General features: G+C 73.1%; 19 protein-coding genes. 8 read left to right on the top strand and 11 right to left on the bottom strand.

Going from position 1 to position 23,951, the window contains the following annotated elements:
* Both FYW99_RS24605 and FYW99_RS24600 read right to left on the bottom strand, forming a co-directional pair.
* A partial coding sequence (locus tag FYW99_RS24605; protein ID WP_190394794.1) for a cellulose-binding domain-containing protein occupies window positions 1-530 on the bottom strand: 530 nt, incomplete at its 3' end.
* A 385-nt stretch (window positions 531-915) separates the two neighbouring features.
* Window positions 916-2,163, bottom strand: a complete 1,248-nt coding sequence (locus FYW99_RS24600; protein ID WP_223839483.1) for an MFS transporter — start codon at window positions 2,161-2,163, stop codon at window positions 916-918.
* A 419-nt stretch (window positions 2,164-2,582) separates the two neighbouring features.
* Here FYW99_RS24600 and FYW99_RS24595 point away from each other — a divergent pair, with 419 nt between their 5' ends.
* A complete protein-coding gene (locus tag FYW99_RS24595; RefSeq protein WP_150254403.1) occupies window positions 2,583-3,281 on the top strand; it encodes a lytic polysaccharide monooxygenase auxiliary activity family 9 protein in 699 nt (232 codons plus the stop codon).
* Window positions 3,282-3,430: 149 nt separating this feature from the next.
* Here the strand turns inward: FYW99_RS24595 and FYW99_RS24590 are convergent, their stop codons facing one another.
* Window positions 3,431-4,075, bottom strand: a complete 645-nt coding sequence (locus FYW99_RS24590; RefSeq protein WP_150254402.1) for a response regulator transcription factor — start codon at window positions 4,073-4,075, stop codon at window positions 3,431-3,433.
* Window positions 4,066-5,232 (bottom strand): sensor histidine kinase, encoded by a 1,167-nt coding sequence (locus FYW99_RS24585; RefSeq protein WP_150254401.1) that lies wholly within the window; start codon window positions 5,230-5,232, stop codon window positions 4,066-4,068. The genes FYW99_RS24590 and FYW99_RS24585 overlap by 10 nt, the downstream gene beginning before the upstream one ends.
* Before the next feature lie 377 nt (window positions 5,233-5,609).
* On the opposite strand from FYW99_RS24585, the gene FYW99_RS31930 reads away from it, so the two are divergent.
* On the top strand, window positions 5,610-5,774 hold the full coding sequence (locus tag FYW99_RS31930; RefSeq protein ID WP_190394793.1) for a hypothetical protein: 165 nt from the start codon (window positions 5,610-5,612) through the stop codon (window positions 5,772-5,774).
* 15 nt (window positions 5,775-5,789) lie between these two features.
* Window positions 5,790-6,065, top strand: a complete 276-nt coding sequence (locus FYW99_RS24580) for a TetR family transcriptional regulator C-terminal domain-containing protein (protein ID WP_190394792.1) — start codon at window positions 5,790-5,792, stop codon at window positions 6,063-6,065.
* 99 nt (window positions 6,066-6,164) lie between these two features.
* On the opposite strand, the gene FYW99_RS24575 is transcribed toward FYW99_RS24580, so the two are convergent.
* The 3 genes from FYW99_RS24575 to FYW99_RS24565 form a co-directional block, all read right to left on the bottom strand.
* On the bottom strand, window positions 6,165-6,488 hold the full coding sequence (locus FYW99_RS24575; RefSeq protein ID WP_394350376.1) for a hypothetical protein: 324 nt from the start codon (window positions 6,486-6,488) through the stop codon (window positions 6,165-6,167).
* Between the two features lie 302 nt (window positions 6,489-6,790).
* On the bottom strand, window positions 6,791-7,297 hold the full coding sequence (locus FYW99_RS24570; RefSeq protein WP_150254398.1) for an SDR family NAD(P)-dependent oxidoreductase: 507 nt from the start codon (window positions 7,295-7,297) through the stop codon (window positions 6,791-6,793).
* An 8-nt stretch (window positions 7,298-7,305) separates the two neighbouring features.
* Window positions 7,306-7,638, bottom strand: a complete 333-nt coding sequence (locus tag FYW99_RS24565; RefSeq protein WP_190394791.1) for an SDR family NAD(P)-dependent oxidoreductase — start codon at window positions 7,636-7,638, stop codon at window positions 7,306-7,308.
* A 92-nt stretch (window positions 7,639-7,730) separates the two neighbouring features.
* Here FYW99_RS24565 and FYW99_RS24560 point away from each other — a divergent pair, with 92 nt between their 5' ends.
* Both FYW99_RS24560 and FYW99_RS24555 read left to right on the top strand, forming a co-directional pair.
* Window positions 7,731-8,318 (top strand): TetR/AcrR family transcriptional regulator, encoded by a 588-nt coding sequence (locus tag FYW99_RS24560; protein ID WP_150254396.1) that lies wholly within the window; start codon window positions 7,731-7,733, stop codon window positions 8,316-8,318.
* Window positions 8,319-8,497: 179 nt separating this feature from the next.
* A complete protein-coding gene (locus FYW99_RS24555) occupies window positions 8,498-9,466 on the top strand; it encodes a helix-turn-helix transcriptional regulator (protein ID WP_150254395.1) in 969 nt (322 codons plus the stop codon).
* Between the two features lie 55 nt (window positions 9,467-9,521).
* On the opposite strand, the gene FYW99_RS24550 is transcribed toward FYW99_RS24555, so the two are convergent.
* Window positions 9,522-10,316, bottom strand: a complete 795-nt coding sequence (locus FYW99_RS24550) for an SDR family NAD(P)-dependent oxidoreductase (protein ID WP_150254394.1) — start codon at window positions 10,314-10,316, stop codon at window positions 9,522-9,524.
* A 225-nt stretch (window positions 10,317-10,541) separates the two neighbouring features.
* The gene (locus tag FYW99_RS24545; protein ID WP_150254393.1) at window positions 10,542-11,462 is read right to left on the bottom strand and encodes a carbohydrate kinase family protein; all 921 of its coding nucleotides are present in this window, start codon (window positions 11,460-11,462) and stop codon (window positions 10,542-10,544) included.
* Window positions 11,463-11,824: 362 nt separating this feature from the next.
* On the opposite strand from FYW99_RS24545, the gene FYW99_RS24540 reads away from it, so the two are divergent.
* Together FYW99_RS24540 and FYW99_RS32875 are read left to right on the top strand one after the other, a co-directional pair.
* Window positions 11,825-12,592, top strand: a complete 768-nt coding sequence (locus FYW99_RS24540; RefSeq protein ID WP_150254392.1) for an ABC transporter ATP-binding protein — start codon at window positions 11,825-11,827, stop codon at window positions 12,590-12,592.
* Window positions 12,593-12,767: 175 nt separating this feature from the next.
* A complete protein-coding gene (locus FYW99_RS32875) occupies window positions 12,768-15,281 on the top strand; it encodes an ABC transporter permease (RefSeq protein ID WP_263364092.1) in 2,514 nt (837 codons plus the stop codon).
* Window positions 15,282-15,570: 289 nt separating this feature from the next.
* On the opposite strand, the gene FYW99_RS24530 is transcribed toward FYW99_RS32875, so the two are convergent.
* Both FYW99_RS24530 and FYW99_RS24525 read right to left on the bottom strand, forming a co-directional pair.
* Complete coding sequence (locus FYW99_RS24530; RefSeq protein ID WP_150254390.1) at window positions 15,571-18,006, bottom strand: GH92 family glycosyl hydrolase; 2,436 nt, start codon at window positions 18,004-18,006, stop codon at window positions 15,571-15,573.
* 266 nt (window positions 18,007-18,272) lie between these two features.
* Window positions 18,273-19,919 carry a glycoside hydrolase family 10-like protein gene (locus FYW99_RS24525; protein ID WP_150254389.1) on the bottom strand — a complete coding sequence of 549 codons (1,647 nt, stop codon included), beginning with the start codon at window positions 19,917-19,919 and terminating at the stop codon, window positions 18,273-18,275.
* A gap of 493 nt (window positions 19,920-20,412) precedes the next feature.
* On the opposite strand from FYW99_RS24525, the gene FYW99_RS24520 reads away from it, so the two are divergent.
* Window positions 20,413-23,904 (top strand): LamG-like jellyroll fold domain-containing protein, encoded by a 3,492-nt coding sequence (locus FYW99_RS24520; RefSeq protein ID WP_150254388.1) that lies wholly within the window; start codon window positions 20,413-20,415, stop codon window positions 23,902-23,904.
* Window positions 23,905-23,951 lie beyond the last annotated feature (47 nt).

Below are 23,951 nucleotides of genomic sequence, written 5' to 3'. Positions count from 1 at the left end.
GCGCCCACGTAGGGGTTGTCCACCCGCTCGCCCGTGCCGGGGTCCGGGTCCGGATCGGGGTCGGGGTCGGGGTCGGGGTCGGGTCCGGGGTCGACCAGGCCCTCACAGGCCACACCGTTGAGTTCGAAGGCCGTGGGTGCCGCGTTGCTTCCGGTGTAGCTTCCCTGGAAGCCGAAGGTGGCGGTGCCGTTGGTGGAGAGTGAGGCGTTGTGCCCGGCGTTGGTGACCGAGACGCTCTGGCCGCTCTGGGAGACGGTGCCGTTCCAGGAGTTGGTGATCTGCTGGTTTCCGGCGAAGTCCCATTCCAGGGTCCAGCCGTTGACCGCGTCGCCGAGGTTGGTGATCTCCACGCTCGCGGTGAAGCCGGAGCCCCAGTCGTTGAGTTGGTAGTCGACCTCGCAACCGGCCGCGGCGCTGGCGGGTACGGAGGAGGCGACCGCCAGGGTGCTGCCGAGCACCAGGGCGGAGGTCGCGGCCAGGCCGCGTCGTGTCCACGAACGTAGGTTCATGGCACGGGGGGGTGTGCTCATCTCTTCTTTCCTTATGGAAGCGAGTTGCCAGAAGGAGCCTTCGGGAGTGCCGGGCCGAGGAGTTCGGGCCCGGCAGACGGGGGATGCGGGAATTCCCTGCGTTTATGGAGGTGAGCGCGGCATTCGCGTGCCTTAGATCCGGGGTAAAGCTGAGCGAAAAGGGACCGGAAGGTTGGGAGCGCTCCCAGTCGGGGTGAGCGGGGGTGTAGGGGGATGGATGTGAACAGTGTGTGCGAAGGCGTCACCGGTTTCCGTAGCTGAGTGTTACGGCTCCGGAACGCTTTCCTGAACGGTAGCCCGACAATGGTGATATGTAAACACCATATGACCGGAGTATTTCTGGTACGCGGTTCACAGAAGGGAAATGCGCAGGTGGTGACCTGCTTCACAACCGGTCAGTAATAACCAGTGGTCGCCATGCGGTCACGGCGAGCAGACCCACCGCGGCGGTCGCGACCCAGAACGGGACCAGCAGCCCCGCGTGCTCGGCGAGGAGGCCGCCCGCCACCGCGCCGAGGGCGGCTCCGCCCAGGTCGGCGAGCCGGTACACGCCCCCCACCCGGCCCAGCAGCCGGTCGGGGGTGAGCCGCTGGCGCACCGTCGTGGCGGCCGTGCCCCACACCACCGTGTGCACCCCGAACAGCACCATGACCGCACCCGCCACCAGGCCGGTCGAGGTCAGTGTCAGGGCCAGGTAGGTCGCCGCCTCCACCACCAGGCCCCACCGCAGCAGGAACGCCCGTCCCAGGCGGGCCTCCAGCCACCCGTACGCCTGCGACCCCAGGACGCCGCCCACCGCGCCCGCGGTGACGAACAGCCCGAACCCGGCCTCGGACAGCCCCAGGTGCTCGCGGGCGTAGAGCACCCAGACCGCGAACGCGCCCACCCCGGCCAGGTTCATCACCAGGATGCAGCCGCACAGCGTGCGCAGGCCCGGCGCTCCCCACACGAAGGCCAGCCCCCGGGCGACATCGGCGCGCAGCGTCGTCCGCGGCTCCGCCGGTCCGGGCCGCGCGGGCAGGTCCGGCCGCACCGGACGGATCCGCAGCACGAGCAGCACCGACATCAGGTAGGCCAGCGCGTCGAACCCGAACGGCAGTGCGGTCAGCGCCGCGAACATCAGCGCGCCCAGGGGCGGGCCCGCCAGCTGGTTGTTGAGCGAGAAGGTCAGTGCCAGCCGGGCGTTGGCCCGGCCCAGCGCGTCGCGGTGGACCACCGACGGCAGCAGTGAGCCGTACGCGGTGTCGGCCAGAGTCTCGCCCACGCCCAGCACGAACACCGACGTGTAGACCGGCCACAGGGCGGTACTGCCGGACAGGACCACGGCGGTGAGCAGCGCCAGGACCGTGCCGCGGGCCAGGTTGGCCGCGGCGAGCACGGCACGCCGCGGCAGGCGGTCGACGAGCGCGCCCGAGGTCAGGGAGAACAGCAGGTGGGGCAGCATCTGGAGCGCCGCCGCGGCGGAGACCGCCAGCGGGGAGGGGGAGAGGGAGGCGACGAGGAGCGGGCCCGCGGAGACCAGGGCCCCGTCGCCGAGGTTGGTCAGGGCCGAGGCGCCCCACAGGCGGGCGAAGTCGGGGCCGAGGGACGTGCGGGAAGGACGTGCGCCACGGGCACGACGGAACAGGGACACGGTGGGTCTCCCGGGAGGGCATGACGAAAGCGCCGTTCGGCGCGGGGACGAGAGGGCCGGAAGCCGTCCGTCCCGCCTCGACGGGAGTGAGCCGTGAACCCGCTGGTGCCGGGGAGGCGGCGCCCTGCGCCCGGTGCTGTCACCGCTTTCGGCGCTGTCCGCGGTCTCCCCGGAACCGCGTCACCCGGGGTGCGGTTCCCGTGCCGGAGCGGGGCGGGCGGTCGGGTGGGCGGCGGTGGCGCGCATCGGTGTCCTTCCTGGAGGGCGGTCGGGGGACACCGGGGACGGTAGCCGCCCGCTCCGGAGGTGCGCCAGGGATTTTTCCCGCGCTCTGTTTCGACTCGGCTCCAAGGGGTAACATGCGGTGTGGGAGCGCTCCCGTCGATCGGCTGGCCAAGCCGAGAACGATGGAGAACGCAATGGAAAGCACGACCCCCCAAGCCACCGAGACCACCGAGACCACCGGGGCCACCCCCCGGACCTGGGCCGCACGCGCGCTCGTCCTGGCCTCCGTGCCCCTGGTCGCACTGACCACGATGGCCGCCCCCGCCTCCGCGCACGGCTCGATCGTGGACCCCGCCAGCCGCAACTACGGTTGCTGGGAGCGCTGGGGCAGCGACCACCTCAACCCGGACATGGCGCAGGAAGACCCCATGTGCTGGCAGGCGTGGCAGGACAACCCCAACGCCATGTGGAACTGGAACGGCCTGTACCGCAACAACGTGGGCGGCAACCACCAGGGCCAGATCCCCGACGGGACCCTGTGCAGCGGTGGCAACACCGAGGGTGGCCGCTACGACTCGATGGACGCGGTCGGCCCGTGGCAGACCACCGACGTCGGCGACGACTTCACCCTCCACCTGTACGACCAGGCCCAGCACGGCGCGGACTACTTCCGCGTCTACGTCACCGAGCAGGGGTTCGACCCGGCCACCCAGGCCCTGGGCTGGGACGACCTCGAACTGGTCGAGGAGACCGGTCCCTACGCGCCCGCGCTGGACAGCTACATCGACGTCAGCACCTCGGGCAGGTCCGGCCACCACATCGTGTTCACGATCTGGCAGGCCTCCCACATGGACCAGGTCTACTACCTGTGCAGTGACGTGAACTTCACCTGATCCCCACGACCAACCGACCGGCCGTCCGGAACCCCTCCTCCGGACCGGGTCCGCCGGGACCTCCACCCCCGGCGGACCCGCGGCCGACGGCCGCGCGGTGGACACCGCTCACCGCCGCGCGGCGCCCCCGTGCCCCGCCCCGCCCGCGCTCAGGCTTCCATGTAGCGCAGCACCGCCAGCACGCGTCGGCTGTACCCCTTGGTGTCACCCAGCTCCAGCTTGTCGAAGATGGCGTTGGCGTGCTTCTCCACCGCGCTCTGCGACACGAACAGCCGCGCCGCGATCGCCGAGTTGATGTGCCCCTGCGCCATCAGGGCCATGACGTCGCGTTCACGCTCGGTCAGGCGCCCCAGCGGGTCCCTGCGACTGCTGCCCGCGAGCAGCTGGCGCACCACCTCCGGGTCGAAGGCCGCGCCTCCCGACCCCACCCTGACCAGGGCTTCGAGGAACTCGTCGACCTCCACCACCCGGTCCTTGAGCAGGTAGCCCACCCCGGTGGTGTTCTCACCGAACAGCCGGGTGGCGTACCGCTTCTCCACGTACTGGGACAGCACCAGCACACCCACCCCGGGCTGTTCCCGGCGGATCCGCAGCGCGGCGCGCAACCCCTCGTCGGTGTGCGTGGGCGGCATGCGCACGTCCACCACGGCCACGTCGGGCGCCTCCCCGCGGACGGCCGCCAGCAGGGCGTCGGCGTCCCCGACCGAGGCGAGCACCTGGTGCCCCTCATCCTCCAGGAGCCGCACCAGCCCCTCGCGCAGCAGTGCCGAGTCCTCGGCCAGCATCACCCGCACGGCAGCTCCGCCCTGACCGTCGTCGGCCCGCCCGCGGGGCTGTCCACCGACAGCCGGCCGTCGAGCGCCTCGACCCGGCTGGCCAGACCGGCCAGCCCCGTTCCCGCGGGGTCGGCCCCGCCCACCCCGTCGTCCCGTATCCGCACCACCACGGACCTCGCTCCCCCCTCGCCCCGCGCGCCGACCAGCACGCTGACCCGTTCGGCGCGCGCGTGCTTGACCGCGTTGGTCACCGACTCGGCGACCACGAAGTAGGCCGCCGTCTCCACGGTCGGCGGGCACGCGCCCTCCAGTCCGTACTCCAGGTCGATCGGCAGGTTCGACCGGCCGACCAGGTCGTGCAGCGCGGCCCGCAGTCCCGACCCGGCGAGCGCGGCCGGGTAGACCCGCCAGGCGACCTCCTTCAGGTCGCGCAGGGCGTCGCGGGACTCCTCGTAGGCCTGCTCGACCAGTGCGCGCCCCCGCTCCGAACCCGGGTCGCGGCGGGCCCGGCCCAGTGCCATCCCCAGCAGCACCAGGCGCTGCTGGACGCCGTCGTGCAGGTCGCGCTCGATGCGTCGGCGCTCCTCGTCGACGGCGGCGACCACCCCCGCGCGGGTCGCGACCAGGACCCCGATCCGCTCCTCCATGAGGTCCTGTCGGCTGGGGCCGAGGAACCGCCGGGCCAGCCAGCGTTCCGTTCCCACCAGGCCCACAGTCCCCTGCGCGCTCAGGTACATCAGGGCCAGGCCGATCGGCACGATCGCGGGGTCGTTGCCGTCGAGCACCTCCAGCGGTGACAGCGCCAGGTAGAGCCCGGCGGCGAAGAAGGCCAGCACCAGCCCGCCGAAGAGCCCCACCGGGCAGCGCACCGCGAGGTAGGCGAGCGGTCGGGCCGTCCCCGGGCGCACGGTGACGTCGACGCCGAACAGGGCGGACAGGCGGCCGCGCTCCAGGGAGACCAGCGGCCGGGCGGCCCCGTCCAGCGCCCGGCGCAGGGACGCGCGCGAGGCGGGACGGAGCAGGAGGGGCAGCGTGGGAACGGCGGCCACGAGGACCGCCGCGAGGAAGAGGGCCTCGGCCAGCGCGGTCACCGCTCCGGCGGCGGCGCCCGTCACGGCCCGGCCCCATGTGCGCGCCACCGCTGTCGCCGGATGCGCGTCCCCGTGCGTCGTCACGCCCGTCCTCTCCTCCGCTCCGATCGCCGCCGCCTCCGGCTGTCCGTGCCCGGCGCCCGCCCTCGGCTGTCCACGCGCGGACTCGTGCCCTCGGAGGCCCGTGCCTTCGGGGAATTCTGTGCCCTCGGGAAACCCTGTGCCCCAGGAAGACGGGGGAGGCCGTCGCGGTCGGCGTCAGCGTCGACACTAGCCACCCGCCAGGCGCGGGAGTACTGCGGAACACCGCATTCCGGGGTGGGGAGCCGCCTTCCGAACCGGGCGGAGTCCCCCGTGGGATCCGGAGCCGCCGCTCCCCGGCGCCGTGGTCGTGGGGACCGGCCGCCCCCGTGTTCCGGGCGCCCTCCTCGCCGCGCCTGAGCACGGCCCCGGATCTACCCGTGCGCGATGGAGAAACAGGTCGCGAGCACGAAGACGCAGCCCAGCGCCCCGAGTGGGACATGGCCGGGGTGCGGGATGCCCTCGCCGGACCGCCCGACCACCCGGAGCCCCGCGCCGTCGTCCGCACGGTCCTGGCCGTGCTGCTCGGCGGTGCTCCGGAGTAACTGGAGGCGCAGCGGGTGAGTGTCGCCTTCCAGGCGCGGGCGCTGGTCGAGCCGCGGTTGGCCGAGTCGCTGCTGCGGGGTTACACGGGCGTCCAGGCGCTCCTGGAGGACGTCGTCCGCCGGGGAGCCGCCAACGGCGCGGCGGCGGAGGGCACCGACCCCGAGACGGCGGCGACCGCGGTCCTCGCACCCGTGGACGGGCTCAGGGCGCAGACCCTGCTCGGGCACGGGACGCGGGAACGGGCACTGGCCGTCCTGGACGACCACCTGGACCGGCTGTTCCCCGGCTGACGGGACGCGACGGCTTCGCGGCGCGCGACTGGCCCGCCCGGGGCACGGGTGCTCCGGGCGGGCCGTACCCTCCCGGCCGGGGGCCGGGACGGCGGTAGGTCAGTTGTTGCCGAAGAAGTGGTCGGCGGCTGCGCCGCCCGGGTCCTCCGCGATACCGCTCACGGTGTCGGCCTGCTCCTGGAAGCCGCTGACCGCCTCGGTGGCGCTGTCCTGGAAACCGCCCACGGCCTCCTCGCCGTAGGCCTGGGCGCCCTCGGCGAAACCGCCGACGGCTTCCTCGCCGTAGGACTGCGCGGCCTCACCGGCGCCGCCCAGGGTCTCACCGATCCCGCCCACGGCCTCGCCGACTCCGCCCACGGCCTCGGACACTCCCTGGGCTGCTTCCTCGGCTGCTCCGCCGAAGAGATTGCTCAACCAGTCCATCACGTCGCGCACATCCTTATCTCAGGTCCGTGGGGGCCCATTCCGTCTATGTCTACCCGGTCTGGGTAAACTCTCAGTAAGGGGCGGGCGCGCAGAGTGATCTGGGAGAGTCGCAACGCGCCTCCTGTGCCGTTCCTTGTCCCGGGAACCGCTGGTCAGCGGACGAGGTATCCGCCCCATACCTCGGGAAACGACTCCACAAGAACACCGGCGGTGTCCACGATCACACCACCAGTGTCTTTCTGCCACCTCGGTGGCCGTGCGTAAAGCCGCGTTCCGGACCGCCGGAACACCCGGCCAGCTCAGGAACCGCGCCGCCCGGGGACCGCCGACAACAGGTCCACCGTGTGGGAGTGCAGCCGGTCGGCCGCCCCCGGGGCGAAGTCCGCTCCGGTCAGCCCCAACTCCGTGCCGCGCCGGAAGGCGGTGACAGCGGCCTCCGGGGGCGCGTCCAGGAACCGGGCGAGCGGCACGGCGGCCCTGCCCGCCGGGGTCGCGAACACCCGAGCCAGCGCCCTGGTCAGGACGCGCTGCGGCAGCGGCAGGGGGTCGGCCATCCCCGTGCGCACGAAACCCGGGTTGTAGAGCACGTACCGGACGCGCGCCCCGGGGTGGCGGACCGGGAAGTCCACGCCGAGCAGGTCGTTGCAGCGCGAGGACTGCATGGCGGCGCGCACGCCCGTGTAACCCTCGCGCAACTGGACGTCCTCCCAGCGGATCTTTCCGGGGAACCCGCCGGGACCGGCGATGTTGACGATGGCGGGGGAGTCCCCGCGTTCCAGGAGGTCCGCCAGTCCGTGCCCGAGCACGAAGCGGCTCAGGTAGGCCAGGGCGAAGTGGCCTCCAGCCCGTCCGCGGTCTCCTCCCTCCGGGGGCGGAACCGCTGGGCGCCCAGGACCAGGCCGTCCAGGCCGTCCGTCCTGGCGAGGACCTCCTCGACCACGCGGTCCGTGCCCGAGACGGTGCTCAGGTCCGCGCGCAGGAACTCGGCGCGCTCCCCAGCCCCGGCCGCCCGCGCCTCGGCCAGGAAGTCCTCCCCCTTGGCCCGTCCGCTGGCCACGGCGAGGACCCGGTCCCCGCGCCTCAGCAGGAGCGTTCCCAGCGCCCGGCCCATGCCGTCGGTGCCGCCGGTGATCACGTAGGTGCGCATCCGTCCGCCCATCCGCTCAAGTCATCAAGTGGTGACAAACACTAGGCGCATCCCCCCACTAAGTCAACGACTGATGACTTATGCTGACTTCCATGACCCCGACCAGACGCCGCGACAAGGCGGCCACCCGCGCGTCCCTGCTGGACGCCGCACGACTGCGCTTCGCCCGGCACGGCTACGACGGCACGGGGGTGAGGGACATCGCCGCCGACGCGGGCGTGGACCCCGCCCTCGTCTTCCGCTACTTCGGCTCCAAGAAGGAGCTGTACGCGCAGGCGGTGCGGCCGGAGGTCCCGCGTGGGGCGGAGGACCGCACCGACGGCTCCGTCGCCGACCTGGCCGACACGCTGCTCCAGGAGGTCGTCTTCGCCGACTGGGACGCCTACGGCGGAGAGCACCCGCTCCTGGTGATGCTGCGCTCCTCCGGCCGCAGCGACGTCCGTGAGCAGCTGCGCTCCCAGGTCTGCGACGGCTACCTGAACCGGTTCGCCGAGCGCCTTCCGGGCGACTCCCCCGAACTGCGGGCCGAGATGCTCGGCGCGCTCCTGCTCGGCCTGGGCGTCATGCGCTCCGTCGTGGGATCCCCGGCCCTGAACTCGGCCGCTCCCGAGCGCACGCGCGAGCTGTTCGCGCGCATGGTCGCCCCGCTGACGGGGGAGGACCCCGCCACACGGACCTGAGGGGCCCAACCCCGCGTTGACGGCCTGACCCTCCAGCTCCTCCCGGCTCCACGCATCCGAGAATGGAGCGCGCGGGCCGGGCCGGGGCCGACCGCCCGAGCGCCTCGGCGCCTTCCGCAGCGCCGCACCAGGGGGATCGCGGTCGGAATCCGGCCACAACCCCGACGAGAATGGGGCGTATGGCCGACACGAGTGCGCGGATGCTGCGCCTGCTCTCCCTGCTCCAGACCGGCAGGGCCTGGCCCGGCACGGACCTGGCCGAGGCCTTGGAGGTCAGCCCGCGGTCGCTGCGCCGCGACATCGACCGGCTGCGCGAACTGGGCTACGCGGTGGAGAGCCTCCGCGGCCCCGGAGGCCACTACCGGCTGGTCGCGGGCCGCGCGGTGCCGCCCCTGCTGCTGGAGGACGACGAGGTCGTGGCCGCCGCCCTGGGCCTGCGGATCGTCGCCGCCGGGCTCGGCGGGGTGGAGGGCGTGGAGGAGAGCGCGGAGCGCGCCCTGGCCCGGCTCGGCCGGGTGCTGCCCTCGCGCCTGGCACGCAGGGCGGGCGCCCTGTCCGCGGCGGTCGAACCGGAGCGGCGGGTGTGGCCGGGCGTGCGGACACGGGTCCTCACCGACCTGGGCGAGGCCGTCGCGGACGGGCACTGGGTCCGGATGCTCCACCGCGGCGGCGACGGCGGTGAACTCCGCCGCAAGGTGGACCCGTACCGGCTGGTCCTGTCCGGGCGGCGCTGGTACCTGTTCGCCTGGGACCGCGAGCGCGACGACTGGCGGACCTTCCGGCTCGACCGGATCACCGGGGTCACCCCCACGAGGGCGCCCTTCACCCGCCGGGAACTGCCCGGGGAACCGCTGGCCGACCACTTGGAGCGGGGCTTCGGGTCAGGGGACGCCCGGCACACGGTGTCGGTCCTGTTCGGCGCCTCGGCGGGCGAGGTGGCGGCGCGGATCTCCCGGATCGACGGTGACCTGGAGGCGGTCGGCCCCGACCGGGCGCGCTACACCGCCCGCGTGGACTCCCACGAGTGGCTCGCGGTCGTCCTCGCCCTCACCGGCCTGCCCTTCACGGTCGAGGGTCCGCCGGAGTTCGCGCGCCACACGGCGGCGCTCGCCGACCGGCTCCACCGGTCCGTGGACGGGACCGGTTGAGAGCGGCGCCGCGCCCGGACGCCGGGAACGGGCGCCCGGCGTCCGGCCGCGTTCGTCAGGGGAGGATGGAGTCGACGTACCCGCCGTCCACGCGCACGGCGGCCCCCGTGGTGGCCGAGGCCAGCGGCGAACTCAGGTAGGCGACCATGTTGGCGATCTCCTCGGGTTCGATCAGCCGTTGCAGGAGCGACTGCGGCCGGTGCAGGCGCATGAACTCCCGCTGCGCCTCCTCCCAGGGCAGGTTCCGGTCGACGAGCTGGTAGACGAAGTCCTCCACACCGCCGGTGCGGGTGGGTCCGGCGATCACCGAGTTGACGGTCACCCCCGTGCCCGCGGCCTCCTTGGCGAACCCCCGCGAGACCGCCAGCAGCGCCGTCTTGGACACGCCGTAGTGGATCATCTCGGCCGGGATCACCACCGCCGAGTCGCTGGCGATGTTGAGCACCCGGCCCCACCCGCGCTCCGTCATCCCGGGCAGGAACTCCCTGGTCAGGCGTATGGCGGAGAGAACGTTGACCTCGAAGTAGCGACGCCACTCCTCGTCGGGGATGTCGAGCGCGTCCTGCGCGCCGAAGACCCCGAGGTTGTTGACGAGCACGTCGATCCGGGGGAGCAGCTCCCGGAGCCGCCCGACGCCCTCCTCGGTGGTCACGTCGGCGACCGCGGCCACCGGTTCGGCCCCGGGCACCCGCTCCGTGATCGCCTCCACCGCGCGGGCGACCTTCTCCTCGCCGCGCCCGTTGACCGCCACCGTCGCCCCGGCGCGCGCCAGCGCCGTGGCGATCGCCAGGCCGATGCCCTGGGTCGAGCCGGTCACCAGGGCCGTACGTGTACGCAGATCGATGTCCATGACGTCACGTTACGCGCCGCGCCGCGCCGTGCCCGCCGCCCGACGCGACCCGGTGACCGGGGTCGTGCGGGGCGGCCGGGGCGACCGCGAGACGCGCGTGGATCCTGCGCGCGCCCGTTCGGAGGGCGGGCGCCGGGCGGGGACCGGCCCCGCCGCCGGTGCTGTGGCCGTCAAGGCCCACGGGCCCGCCCCGCACGCCCCACCGGCAGCACTTCCGGCCGCCCCTCAGGCGAGCTCGTACTCGGCGTCCTCGGACAGACGGCGCAGCGTGGGCAGGTCGATCAGTTCGGTGTGCGTTCCCGCGCTGCCGCAGGTGAAGGCCCCCGCCACCGCACCGGCCAGGACGCACCGCTCCACGGGCTCCCCGCCGAGCCAGGCGTGCAGGAAGGCGGCCACGAACGCGTCCCCCGCGCCGTTGCCGTCCACCACCGGTCGGTCCGGCCGCACCGCGGGAAAGCCGCGCGGCGCGTCCCAGCCCCGCTCCAGGACGTGGCAGCCCCGTTCACCGTCGGTGGCGACGGCGACCCGGGCCCGCCCCCGGCCGACCACGTCGCGCAGCACGTCCCCGACCCCGTCGCGGACGCTCGCCGCGCTCATGAACACCACGTCCGAACGCAGCGCGTAGTGCAGGTGGTGGGGGTTCGTCCCGTCCCAGTCGTGCAGGTCCGTGGACGTGGTGAGACCGTGGCGCTCCAGGTCCCCGTACATGTCCCGGTTGTGGCCGGTGATCGACAGGTGCGCGTGCCGGGCCCGTCGCACGAAGGGCAGGTAGAACTCCGGGGGCAGCCGCAGGTCGCCCGGGTGGCGCCCGTCGTAGAAGGAGAAGCGGCGCCCGCTCCGGTCCACGAGGTTGACGCCCCGGGGCGTGCCGTGCGGCGAGACGGTGTGGCTGAAGTCCAGCCCCCGCTCGGCGTAGGAGTCGAGCCCCATCCGGCCCTGGGCGTCGTCTCCCAGGTAGTCGATGAACTTGGTGGCCAGCCCCAGCGTGTGGCATCCCAGCGCCACCCCGTTGCCGGTGTGCCCCACGTAGTCGACCACCGGCGGGACGAACACCGAGTCCCCGCCGGGCAGGGTCAGCTCGTCCACCCGGACGATCGTGTCGACGCCCGAGCCCCCCACCACCAGCACGTCGTATCCGTCCGTCACGGACCCCCCTCATCTCTGTCCGCCTCCTGGAGACAGGCGGCCCCGGCAGAGCATAGGGACGCCCGGACACCGCGACCAGGGGACGCGGCCGTCGAGAGGGAGCGGGGCCGCGTGCCCCGCCCGCGGACCCTGCCCGCCGGTGCCGCCGGACCCGTCGGTGAGATCCGCGTCCGCACCGCTGACGAGGCCCGCCCGCGCAGCCCGTCCCCGTGCCCCGGTCGGTCTCCGGGGGTGGGGGCAGCCCCACCATCGAACCTCCGTCCAGGCCCCGTGACGCGGACCGGCCCCCGTGTTTGGCTCTTGCACGGGGGCGGGACACCGTGCCGACACCCCTCCACAGGACGAGACGAGCGGAGTTCGCCATGGGCGGATACGTCCGGGACCGGCCCGGAGCCGACGCCACCCCCCACGCGTTGCGGGCGTCCGGTCTGACCAGGACCCACAGGCGGGGAGGTGTTCCCGTGCACGCGCTGGCGGGGGTGGACGCCGCCTTTCCCAGGGGAGGCTTCACTGCGGTCATGGGCCCCTCCGGCTCGGGCAAGAGCACCCTGCTGCACTGCCTGGCGGGGCTGGAGCGCCCCGACGCGGGCACCGTGACGGTGGAGGGCCAGCCGATCACCGGACTCGCCGAACCGGCCCTGACCCGGCTGCGCGCGCGGGCGTTCGGATTCGTCTTCCAGTCGTTCAACCTCCTCCCGTCGCTGACCGCGGGGGAGAACATCACCATCGGCCAGCGCCTGTCCGGCCTTCCCCGGGACGAGGCGTGGCACGACCACCTCGTGGACTCGCTCGGCCTGGCCGACCGCCTCGGCCACCGGCCCTCCGAACTTTCCGGGGGCCAGCAGCAGCGCGTCGCCGTCGCCCGCGCCCTGGTGCACCGGCCGAGCGTGCTCCTGGCCGACGAACCCACCGGCAACCTCGACTCCCGCTCCGGGGCCGGTGTCCTGGACGCGCTGCGCCGGGCCGCCTCCGACCACGGGCAGACCGTCGTCATGGTCACCCACGACCCGGTCGCCGCCGCCCGCGCCGACCGCGTGCTCATGCTGCGCGACGGCCTCGTCCAGGGGGAGCTGGCCGACCCCACCGCGGACTCCGTCCTGGCCTGGATCCGGCGTCTGGAGGAACGGTGAACCACCCGAGGCACCACGGCGTGACCGTGGCGCTGCCCGCTGCGGTACCCGCGGGGCCGTGTACGGGCGCACCTGCGACGGCGCCCACCGCGTCACCCGGGGCGCTGACCGGTCGACCGCCGCATCCCCGCCACCACGAGGCGGCCCCGGGCGATGGGGGAGGCGGTGCCGCGTGATGCGGATGGTTCTGCGCGGCGCCGCCGACCGGGCGCGCCAGCTGGCCCTGGCGGTCCTGACCGTGGCCCTGGGCGCCGGGCTGGCCACGGCCGTCCTCGCCCTCCAGGACTCGGCCGAGCGGGTGGCCGCCGAGGGCGCCGGGGCGTCCTGGAGGCTGTCGCGGGCGCCGGTCGTGGTGACGGCCGTCCCCGGGGAGGCCGCGGCGGGGATCACCGCCTCCCCACTGGGGGAACCGCCTCGGCTGGACCCGGAGACCGTGGCGGAACTGGAGGGCCTCCCCGGCGTGCGCCGGACGGCGGCCGAGGCGCCCTTCTCCGCCTACGTGGTCACCGCCGACCGCACGCTCGGCGGCCACTCCGACCGCTCCTTCGGCCACTCCTGGGCGCTCGCCGAGGCCGAGGGGCTCACGCCCGCGACCGGACGGGCCCCCGAGAGCGGGGGCGAGGTGGTCCTCGACACCCGTACCGCCGCCGACGCAGGGCTCGGGCCCGGCGACCGCGCGCGGGTCCTGACCTCCGACGGGCTCGCCGACGCGCTGGTCACCGGAACCGTCGAGCGCGGCGGTGCCCCGGACCGGGCCCTGTTCTTCTCGCCCGCCGAGGCCGCGCGGCGGGGCGGCGACCCGGTTCTGGCCGCGCTCTGGCCGCAGGAGGGCACCGGCCCCGACCGGCTGGCCGGGGCGGTCGAGGAGGCCGCGCCCGGCACCCGGGCGCTCACCGGGGACGAACGCTCCACGGCGCTCGCGCTGGACGGGCAGAACCGGGACCTGGCCTCGGGCATGGGCCGGTTCCTGGGCACCATGGCCGCGCTGGCGCTGGCGGTGGCCGCGGTGACGGTCGCCAGCCTGCTCTCCCTGACCGTGCGCGACCGCGCCCGGGAGTTCGCCCTCCTGCGCCTGGCCGGGGCCCGGCCGGGGCTGGTGCGCCGACTCGTCGTCGGGGAGGCCCTGGTCCTGGGGTGCGTGGCCGCCGCGCTGTCCTGCGTCGTGGGTACGGTGCTGGCACTACTCCTGACCAGGCTCTTCACGACACTGGGGACGCTGCCGGACGGGTTCGAACCGGTCCTGGGCTGGCCCGCTCTCGCGGCGGGCGCGGCGCTGGCCCTGGCCGTGCCGCTGGCGGCCTCCTGGCGCCCCGCCCTCACCGCGGGCCGGATCGCGCCCGTGGAGGCGATGCGCGCGGCGCAGGTCGAACCCGCTCCCTTCTCCCGGGCCCGGCTGGTGCTCGGCGCCGTGGTCCTGTGCGGTGCCGCGGCCCTGTTCGCGACGGCCTGGGGCCTGGCCGGAACCGTGGTGGCGGTGACCGCAGCGGTCTCGGCCGCGCTGCTCCTCGTCGCCGCCGCGGTCCTGCTCTCTCCGGCGCTGGTCCACGCGGCTCTGCTCCTGCTGCGCCCGCTCACCCGCAGGAGGGCCGCCTCCCTGGCCGCCGACCGGGAGGCGCGCGCCGACGTCCGCCGGGTGGCGGGCGTCATGGCGCCCCTGCTGGTGACGACGGCGGTCGCGTGCCTGCTGCTCTTCCAGGAGACGACCACCACCGAGGCCCGTCTGCGCGCCTACGGGGAGCGCCTGGCCGCCGACCTGGTGGTGTCCGGGGCACTGGGCGTGGGCCTGCCCGCGTCCGCGGCGGAGGCCGCCGAGGACGTGCCCGGGGTCGCCACCGCCGGGGGCTACCGCCAGACGGTCACCTCCGCGGGCGGGCCGTACCTGACCACCCACCTGGTCGAACCCGGGACTGTGCCGCGGGTCTACGACCTGGCGGTGGAGGGCGGCGCGTGGGAGGACTTCGGCCCCGGCGGCGTCGCCGTGCGCGCCGACACCGCCCGGGGCCAAGGGTGGCGGGCGGGGCAGACCGTGGAGCTGCTCGGCCCCGACGGCACCGGGTTCACGGCCCGGGTGTCGGTCCTGTACCGGGCGGGGCTCGACTTCCCCGACGTCCTGCTGCCCGAGGCGGCCGTCGCGCCCCGGATGCTCGACACCCTGTACAACGGCCTGTACGTGGCGCTCGACCCCTCGGCCGACGCCCGGGAGACGGCCTCCCTGCTGGAGGAGGCGATCGACGCCGGGCCCGAACTCCGGGTCGCCGACCGCGCCGAGCACATCGCGACCCAGGCCCGGATCGGCCAGGAGGACGCGTGGATCACCCACCTCATGGTGGTCCTGGTGGCGGGCTTCGCCGGGGTGAGCGCGGTCAACGCCCTCGTGGTCTCCGTCTCGGCCCGCGCGCGGAGCTTCGCCCTGCTGCGCCTGGTGGGGGCCTCGCGGGCCCAGATCGCGGGCATGGTCGCGGGGGAGGCCCTGGCGGTGTCGTTGGCGGGGGTGGCGCTGGGCACCGCCACGGCGCTGGCGGGGGTGGCCGCCGCGGGCCACGCCCTCACCGGCGGCGGGGTGGTGCTCGCCGTCCCCCTGGACCAGTACCTGCCGCTGGCCGGTGCCGTCGTGGCCATCGGGCTGCTCGCGAGCCTGGTCCCGGCCGTCGCGGCCCTGCGCGCCCGCCCGCTGCACGCCGCCGGGTGAGCGGCCGCGGGGTCCGGCGCTCGCCGGGCCCCGCGACGGCCACGGGCGGTTCCCACGACCGTTCCGGAAACCGGTCGCGTGCGGGGCGGGGCGGGCGCCGCGCTCGCTCGGAATCCGATCACGGGCAGGCATCGCCCCCGTCCGGAGACGCGGGCGTGTGCGAGTCGGGACGGACACCACACCCGTCCGGAGACCCGGTCGTGTGCGGGCCAGGGCGGGCGCCGCCCCCGTCCGGAGACCCGGTCGCGGGCGGGCGCCGCACCCGAGAGCGCGGCGCCCGCCCGCGTCCTCAGTGGTCGACCGGCAGGTCCTCCGCAGCGGTCGCCCACGCGGTGTTGGGCTCGCTGACCAGCACGTGCGTGACGCGTCCGCCCTCGCTGAGGAAGGACTCCGGCAGCCAGGAGCGCGTGTGCTCCCGCCCGTCCAGGCGCACCGAACCGATGTAGGGCGTGTCCGGCCCGGCGTTCGGTGCGACGACGGTGATCGGCTCGCGTCCGCCCGGCGCGATCCTGGCGTAGGAGAACACCGGGGCCGACAACAGCAGCTCGCCGCGCCCCGGCGCCTGCGGGAACAGCCCCAGGGCCGAGAACACGTACCAGGCCGACATCGTGCCCAGGTCGTCGTTGCCGGGCAGGCCGCCCGGCCCCGTCCCGTACTGGGTGTCCACGATCTCGCGCACCGTCTCCTGGGTCTTCCACGGCTGCCCGAGCGCGTTGTACATCCACGGGGCGTGGATGCCCGGCTCGTTGGTGGGGTCGTAGCGCAGCGGGTCGCCGCCGCCCACCGACCACGCGCCGTCGGGGGTGCGGAAGAACCCGTCGAGGCGTCCGGCAGCGGTCTCCCGGCCGCCCATCGCCTCGGCCAGGCCGCCGACGTCGTGCGGCACCATCCACGTGTAGGTCGCGCTGGTGCCCTGCGCGAACCCGGTGTCGCGCCCCGGGTCGAAGGGGGTCACCCAGGACCCGTCGGCGTTACGCGCCTGCGCGTAGCCCGCCTCCGGCGTGGCCTCGGGGTTGTGGACGTTGCGCCAGTACCCGCCGCGCTCGGCGAACATCGCGGCGTCGTCCCCGCGCCCCAGGCGCTCCGCCCACTGGGCGAGCGCGTTGTCGGCCACGGAGGCCTCCAGCGTCTCCGCGGCCCCGCCCCAGCAGTGGCACTCGTCCTGCGGCGCGTAGTGGAGTTCGAGGTAGCGCTCCAGGTTCGGGCGCTGGCCCTCGCACTGGCCCGGGCATCCGGCGTCGGACAGCCCGTCGGGGTGCGGCTCGGTGGCCTGGGTCCGCAGGGACGCGTAGGCGGTCTCGGCGTCGAACCCGTCCACGCCCATCGCGGCGAACGTCGCCAGCGTCGCGGCGGAGGGATCGCCCGTCATCACGTGCGTGGGTCCGTTGACGTGCACCCAGCGGTCCCACACGCCGCCGTTCTGCTCGGAGAAGTTGAGCAGGGACTGGGCGAAGTCCCCGGCCACCTCGGGCTCCAGCAGCGCGAGCAGCTGGACCTGCGCGCGGTACTGGTCCCAGCCGGAGAAGTTCGTGTACTGGGCGCCCTGTCCGTCCGCCACGCGGTGCGCCTCTCCGTCCATGCCCGGGTAGCGGCCGTCGACGTCGCTCACCAGGTTGGGCTGGAGCAGGGAGTGGTAGAGCGCCGTGTAGAAGGCGGTGCGCTGGTCATCGGTGCCGCCGCCGATCCGGATCGTGCGCAGGCGCCGGTTCCAGGCCTCGCGCGCCGACGCGGCCACCGCGTCCACGCTCTGCCCGGGGGCGATCTCGGCGTCGAGGTTGGCCTCGGCGTTCTCCGCGCTGACGTAGGAGATGCCCACGCGCACGCCCACGTCGGAGCCCTCGGGGAAGGAGACGTAGCCGCCCGAGCCCCGGCCCCGCCGCTGGTCGCGGTCGTAGCCCTCACCGCCCGAGGCGGTGGTGGCGCCCGGGTTCAGCTCGTCGTCCTCCCACGTGCCCACCTCGGTGAAGGGGGTGTCGAAGTGGGCTGTGAAGTGCAGCCGGTAGTAGGAGTTGCGGTTGTTCTCGCCGCCGTTGGCGCGCTGTCCGCAGAAGGCGCCGGTGAGCACCGAACCGCTCACCGTGCGGGCCTCCTCGTCGATGCGGACGTCGGCGTCCTCGCTGCCGTTGAGCGAGTTGGAGGTGCGGAAGAGCAGGCTGGCGGGGGAGCCCTCGGGGAAGTCGAACTCCCCGGCACCGGCCCGGTCGGTGACGCTGAGGTCCGTGCGCACGCCGTTGTCCAGGGTCACGGTGTAGCGGCCGGGGGATGCGGACTCGTCGGCGTGGTCGAAGTCGCTCGCGTACACCTCGTCGCGGGTGTCGGCGCTGGGCGACGAGTCCACGGGCACCGTGACCGGCATGATCGGCACGTCCCCGGCGGCCCCGGGGTGGCACCCGGCGCCGTTGACGTGGGTGAGGGCGAAGCCCCGGACCCGCGTGACGTCGTAGGAGTAGCCGTTGGCCGCGCCGGTGTCGGTCTGGTCCCCGCGGGTGGTGGTCGGGCTCCAGGAGATCATCCCGAACGGCCGGACCGCGCCGGGGTAGGTGTTGCCGCCGTTGGTGGAGCCGATGAACGGGTCCACGTGGTCCACGGGGGAGGCCACGGCCGGGGCCGTCTCGGCCGGAAGCGGCGACGCGGAGGCCGCCGGGGCGGGGGAGAGCAGGGCGGCGCCGACGGCGAGGGCGAGCAGCGGGGACAGGAGTCGGGGGGAGCGTGGAGGGAGGGTCATCCTCTGCGGTCCTTAGCGGGGGAGCGAACGGTCCCGGCGAGTCTGGCCCAGCGGTGCGCGCCGTGGCCAGGTCCGGGCGGGGGAGTTGGCGCGTTCTTCGCCGGTCCGTCGCCGTGGTGTCACGGACCGACCACGGTGCGGACCAGGGCGGGGACGCGGGTCCGGGGCGCCGTCCGTCGTCCGGGCGGGGGACGGACGCGGACGTGGAGGGGGAAACGGCCGCGGGGCCCGGCGCATGCGCCGGGCCCCGCTCGCTCCGTCCGACGTCAGGGCACGTGCCGCGGGTTGCTCGGCGTGCTCTCGTGGTGCAGCCGGTCCAGGGCGGTCACGTAGTAGGTCACGTCACCGCCGCCGGGCGCGGTGAAGACCGTCTCGCCCCCGCCCTCGGCCGCGCGCACCGTGCCGACCATGGCGCGCGGGTCCTGCACGGCGCACGGGACTTCCTGCCGTCCGGGTGCGCCGTCCAGTGCGTAGACCGCGTAGTAGGTAGGCCTGCCGCCGCGACCGGGGCGGATGGTCAGCTCGGTGCCGCCGTCGGACCGTGCGGCTGCGGTGACCACGGGCTGCTCGGGAGCGGCCCCGCCCAGATCCTCCTTGAGCGGGATCAGGGCGGGGTGGGCGTAGTGCTGTTCGACCACGACGTCCATGGCGTCCCTGGCGTTGGTGCGCAGCGAGTTCGCGCTGAAGTAGACGTCCCCGTCCACGCCCGGGTACTCGCGGTTGAGGTCCAGGTGCCGGGAGAGTTCGTCCGGGTCGGACCAGGCGCCCGCGTTGCCGACCTTGTAGGCGGCCTGGCCGATGTAGAGGTGTACGCCGGTGCCCTCGGTGACCTGCTCCCACCAGGGGACGAGCACCGCGTAGTCGGCCACGGGCAGGCCGATCTCCCAGTAGACCTGCGGGTTGATGTAGTCCACCCAGCCCTCGCGCACCCACCTGCGGCTGTCGGCGTAGATCTGGCTGTAGGACTCGAAGCCGCCGGTGTCGGAGCCGTTCGGGTCGCTGGTGTCGTTGCGCCAGATCCCGAACGGGCTGATGCCGAACTTCACGTGCGGCTTGGCGGCGTGCACCGCCTCGTCCATCTCCGCCACCATGCGGTTGACGTTGTCGCGCCGCCAGTTCCCGATGTCGCCGAACCCGCCGCCGTACTCGGCGAACGTGTCCTGGTCGGGCACCGTCTCGCCCGCCACCGGGTAGGGGTAGAAGTAGTCGTCGAAGTGGACGCCGTCCAGGTCGTAGTTCTCGACCGCGTGCATCATCGCCTCGATGACGAACGCGCGCACCTCGGGGATGCCCGGGTCGTAGTAGAGCTTGCCGCCGTAGGCGAACACCCAGTCCGGGTTGACCCGCGCCGGGTGGTCGGCCACCAGGCGCGAGGGGTCGTCGTGCATGGCCACCCGGTAGGGGTTGAACCAGCCGTGGAACTCCAGGTTGCGCTCGTGGGCCTCCTCGACCGCGAACGCCAGCGGGTCGTACCCGGGGTCGGCGCCCTGCGTGCCGGTGAGCCACTCCGACCAGGGCTCGTGCGGGGACGGCCAGAACGCGTCGGCGGTCGGCCGGATCTGCACGAACACGGCGTTGAGCCCGTCCGCCTTGGCCCGGTCGTACAGGTCGATCAGCTCGGCCCGCTGGGCCTCGGGCGAGAGGCCCTGCTCGCTGGGCCAGTCGATGTTGACCACCGAGGCGATCCACTCGGCGCGCATCTGCCGCTTGGGCGGCGCCTGCGGATCGACCGCGCACGGCTCGGCGGAGGTGGTCGTCGCCGGGACGGCGGTCACCGCCGTCGCCGTGTGCGGCGCATGGAGCAGTGACGCGGTGAGCACCGCCGCGAGGGCGGCGCCCAGGGCGCCGACGCGGGGGATCAGGGCCGCGCCCCCGGCGGCCGGGAGCGCGGAACGGCTCGGGTCCGGGTTCACCAACGTGGGCTCCTTCCGGCTGCTGTCGTGCGGACAGGGGCAGCCGGAAGGGATGCGCTCCGGTGCGGTCACCGCGCGCGGCGTCCGGGTCTGCCCTAGGAGAAAACCTCCATGATGTGGCGGGCAGATGCAAGGCTCCTACGTCAGGTTGATACGCATGTGTCGCGGGAGCCGCGTGCGGACGCCTCGCCCGGAAACCGGTGAAGCGTCCGTCGGCGCAGGCTGAGCTGCCTGGTGGCGTACCTGTCAACCCTCCCGCGACGGCAGGAGGGCGAGAAAGGGTGTTGCTCCTTGCTCCGTGGCCGGACACGGCCACGGAGGTTCGAAGCCACTTTGTGTTCCTGGCCAGGGATCGGCTGTGGTGTGTGGGAAAACTACTATGTGTTACTTGTGTCGATATAGGTGTAACTAGTAGCTTTCTGTCCGGTTTGAATTAGCTGTGACTGAGTCCCTTTGGGGACTGTGCTCCACCACAACAAGACAGGCATCCCCCATGCTCTCCCCCTTGACCCGGGTGGCGGCGGTGACCACCGCTGCCACGCTGGCCCTGTCATTGCTGACCGCGCTTCCAGCGGCGGCCGATGAGGACACCTCCGCCCCTCCCACCAGTGAAGACGTGCAGGGCGGAGGCGAGGAGTTCGACGCGCTGGCGTTGGCCGCCGAGACCGGGGAACGGGTGGAGATCCCGTCCCTGACGGATGAGAAGACCCAGCACTTCGCCAACCCCGACGGCACGTTGACCGCCGAGATCTCCCCTCTCCCGGTCCGTGTGCGTTCCGAGGACGGGTGGGTGGATGTGGACACCACCCTGGTGGCCGCCGAGGACGGGCTCGTCCGGCCCCGGGCCACCAACACCGAACTGGCCTTCTCCGGCGGCGGCGACGCCCCGATGGTCACCCTCGGGCTGGGCACCAACAGCGTCACCCTGGACTGGGAGGGCGAGCTACCCACACCCACGTTGGACGGCGCCCAGGCCACCTACACCGACATCCTGCCCGACGTGGACCTGGTGTTGACCGCCGGGGTGGAGGGCTTCACCCAGGTCCTCGTCGTCCACACCCCTGAGGCCGCCGCCTCCCCAGAGCTTGCCGAGCTGGAACTGGCCCTGGACACCACCGGGGTCACCATGACCGAGGACGAGCACGGCAACCTCGACGCTCTGGGCGACGAGAGCGGGCAGAGTGTCTTCTCCGCCCAAGCCCCCGTCATGTGGGACTCCACAGGCCAGGAGCAGACGACCGAGGTCGAGGACCCGACCGTCGCACCCTTGACCACATCCCAGGTCGAACCGGTGGAGACCACGGTGGAGGTCGACGCCCTGCGCCTGGTCCCCGACCAGGCCATGCTCACCGACGAAACCACTGAGTACCCGGTCTATATCGACCCCTCGGTCACCGCCAGCCGCCCCAACTGGACCTTCGTTGACAAGGCCTTTCCCACCACCAGCTACTTCAACGACCCGGACGAGCCGAGCGTGGGCGTGGGTCGTATCGAGTGGGACCGTGTCTACACCCGCCGGGCGTTCTTCCAGTTCAGCGTGCCGGGCCGCATCAAGCAGGACACCACCACCATCCACTCGGCCACGATGCGCACCGAGGTGGACTGGGCCTACAGTTGCAACAGCAACTCCTACGTGCAGTTGCATCGCACCGACAGGTTCAACAGCAACACCACCTGGAACAACCAGCCCACCGTCCGCGACCACCTGGACACCCAGAACGTCACCGGAGGCTGGGCCACCTGCCCGTCCACCAGCGGTGTGGAGTTCGACGCCACCGACGCCTACCAGTGGGGCGCGGACAACGACGAGTCCTACGTCTACCTGCGGTTGAAGGAACGCGACGAGTCGGGCACCACCGCTTGGCGGCGCTTCGACGTCACCGACGACCCACCGGTGCTGGTGGTGGACTACAACAACAAGCCCTCCCAGGTGTCCACTGGCTCCATGTCCGACTCCCTGGGCGGGGTGTGCTCCACCGACAAGGACGACCCCCGCCTGATCAACGACACCACCACCACGTTCCGTGCCAAGATCCGCGACTACGACGCGCGCGCCGCCTGGGGCGGCCAGAAGCTCAAGCTGCGTGTGGAGTGGCGGATCAACGGCACCGAGCCGCGCGAGTACGCCGACTCCAGCTACGCCAACGTCGGGTACTGGCCCAATGGCTCCGAGCGGTCTGTGACCGCGACAGCACTGCCCGAGGGTGAGCTATTGGGGTATCGGGCGATCGCCCACGACCAGACCGAGTGGGGGTACCCGTGGTCGGACTGGTGCTGGATCAAGGTCGACACCTCCAAGCCCGAGGTCGGCCCCGAGGTGACCTCCACCGACTATCCGGTGGGGGACACCGCGCACGGCAGCCTGGGACGCACGGGCGAGTTCACCTTCGCCAACAACGGGGTGGAGAGCGCCACCTCCTACCACTACAGCCTCAACGACGCCTCCTGCTCCACCGAGGTCGAGCTGGCTTCCGCCGGGGCGAGCACCACGGTGCCCATTACCCCGCGCAACGTCGGTACGAACCTGCTCCACGCCCGCACGGTCGACGCGTTCGGCAACTCCTCCGAGTGTGCCCTGGTGTACACCTTCACGGTGGCACCGCCCTCGGACCCGGTGTCCTACTTCCCGCTGAACGAGGGGCAGGGCACCACGGCCACCGATGTGATGGACGCCGACCGTGCCGCCACGGCCTCCGGTGATCTGGAGTGGACGCGCGGCCGGGTCGGTGCACCCGACGGCCAGTCCTACCGGCTGGAGGGCACGGCGGTGGCTCCGACGGGAGATGCCCACCTGCGAACGGCGGAGCCGGTGGTGGACACCAGCGACGGTTTCTCGGTGTCGGCCTGGGTACGCCTGGATGAGGCCACGGCCAATCACACGGCGGTGTCCCAGGATGGTGACCGGCACAGCGGTTTCTACCTCGGTTACGACCACAACGCCGATGGCAAATGGGTGTTCAAGCAGGCTCCCTTCGATGGGGACGAGACCAGCATCGCCAACCGTGCGCATTCGATCGAACCCGCCGATGCGGGTGTGTGGACTCACCTGTTGGGAACCCATGACCCGGAAACCGGTGAGCTCGTCCTCTACGTCGACGGTGTGCGCCAGAGCGAGGCCATCCAGGAGTCGCCGTGGAACGCGCAAGGCCCCCTGGTGATCGGTGGCGCCAAGTACAGGGGACAGTTCCACGACGCGTGGCCCGGCGCGATTGACGACGTGCGGGTGTGGGACCGGGTGGTCATCGACGAACCTCTGGTCGAAGACCCCGAGGCACACTCTGAGGTGTGGGAGCTGGCCAACCATCCGGCCGCTCTGGAGGGCCGCTGGAAGCTGGACGAGACCGAGGGCACTGTGGTCACCGACTCCTCCGACCACGGTCTGGACGGCACCCTGCACGCCGACCCGCTCACCGCGTGGAACCACGCCATGAACGACGTCACCTTCGCCCCGGGGGTGACCTTCAACGGAGCGGGTGAACACATCCGGGCCGACTCGGCGATCCGCACCGACCGGTCCTGGAGCGTGGCCGCCTGGGTGCGCCTGGACGAGGCCTCGGGCAACGGCACGATGGTCTCCCAAGCGGGCGAGTACCAGTCCGGGTTTCTGCTGGGACACCAGTCCGGGTTCGACGACAAGTGGGTCCTGGAGACCACCGCCTCGGACGTGGCCGGATCGGACGCTGGACCGTGGTCGCGCGCGATCTCCGACCAGGCGGCCGAGTTCGGCCGGTGGACGCACCTGGCCGCCACCTACGACCACACCAGGCAGGAACTGATCCTGTTCGTGGACGGTGTACGCCAGGATGCCACGGGTACCTGGGACAGCTCCTGGCACGCGGCTCACGACGTGATCATCGGGCGGGCCTGGCGCATGGGTGAGGACGACCTGTTCGCCGGTCAGGTCAGCGACGTGCACATGTACCAGGGCGTGCTCACCGAAACCGACCTGGACCACGTCATGTGGGGGTACCTCCCCGTGGCCTGACCCCGCACCGAATCCCCTGCTTCCCCCTGACAAACACGATCTGCCCG

This window comes from Nocardiopsis deserti (assembly GCF_008638355.1).
GTDB classification, from domain to species: domain Bacteria; phylum Actinomycetota; class Actinomycetes; order Streptosporangiales; family Streptosporangiaceae; genus Nocardiopsis; species Nocardiopsis alborubida.
This window is presented reverse-complemented; position numbering and strand designations above follow the sequence as displayed.

Coding starts and splice junctions, on each gene's coding strand:
- FYW99_RS32875 (WP_263364092.1), top strand. CDS start 12,768: ATGCGGATGGTTCTGCGCGGCGCCGCCGACCGGGCGCGCCAGCTGGCC.
- FYW99_RS24595 (WP_150254403.1), top strand. CDS start 2,583: ATGGAAAGCACGACCCCCCAAGCCACCGAGACCACCGAGACCACCGGG.
- FYW99_RS24560 (WP_150254396.1), top strand. CDS start 7,731: ATGACCCCGACCAGACGCCGCGACAAGGCGGCCACCCGCGCGTCCCTG.
- FYW99_RS24550 (WP_150254394.1), bottom strand. CDS start 10,316: ATGGACATCGATCTGCGTACACGTACGGCCCTGGTGACCGGCTCGACC.
- FYW99_RS24565 (WP_190394791.1), bottom strand. CDS start 7,638: ATGCGCACCTACGTGATCACCGGCGGCACCGACGGCATGGGCCGGGCG.
- FYW99_RS24575 (WP_394350376.1), bottom strand. CDS start 6,488: ATGGACTGGTTGAGCAATCTCTTCGGCGGAGCAGCCGAGGAAGCAGCC.
- FYW99_RS24520 (WP_150254388.1), top strand. CDS start 20,413: ATGCTCTCCCCCTTGACCCGGGTGGCGGCGGTGACCACCGCTGCCACG.
- FYW99_RS24540 (WP_150254392.1), top strand. CDS start 11,825: ATGGGCGGATACGTCCGGGACCGGCCCGGAGCCGACGCCACCCCCCAC.
- FYW99_RS24555 (WP_150254395.1), top strand. CDS start 8,498: ATGGCCGACACGAGTGCGCGGATGCTGCGCCTGCTCTCCCTGCTCCAG.
- FYW99_RS24530 (WP_150254390.1), bottom strand. CDS start 18,006: ATGACCCTCCCTCCACGCTCCCCCCGACTCCTGTCCCCGCTGCTCGCC.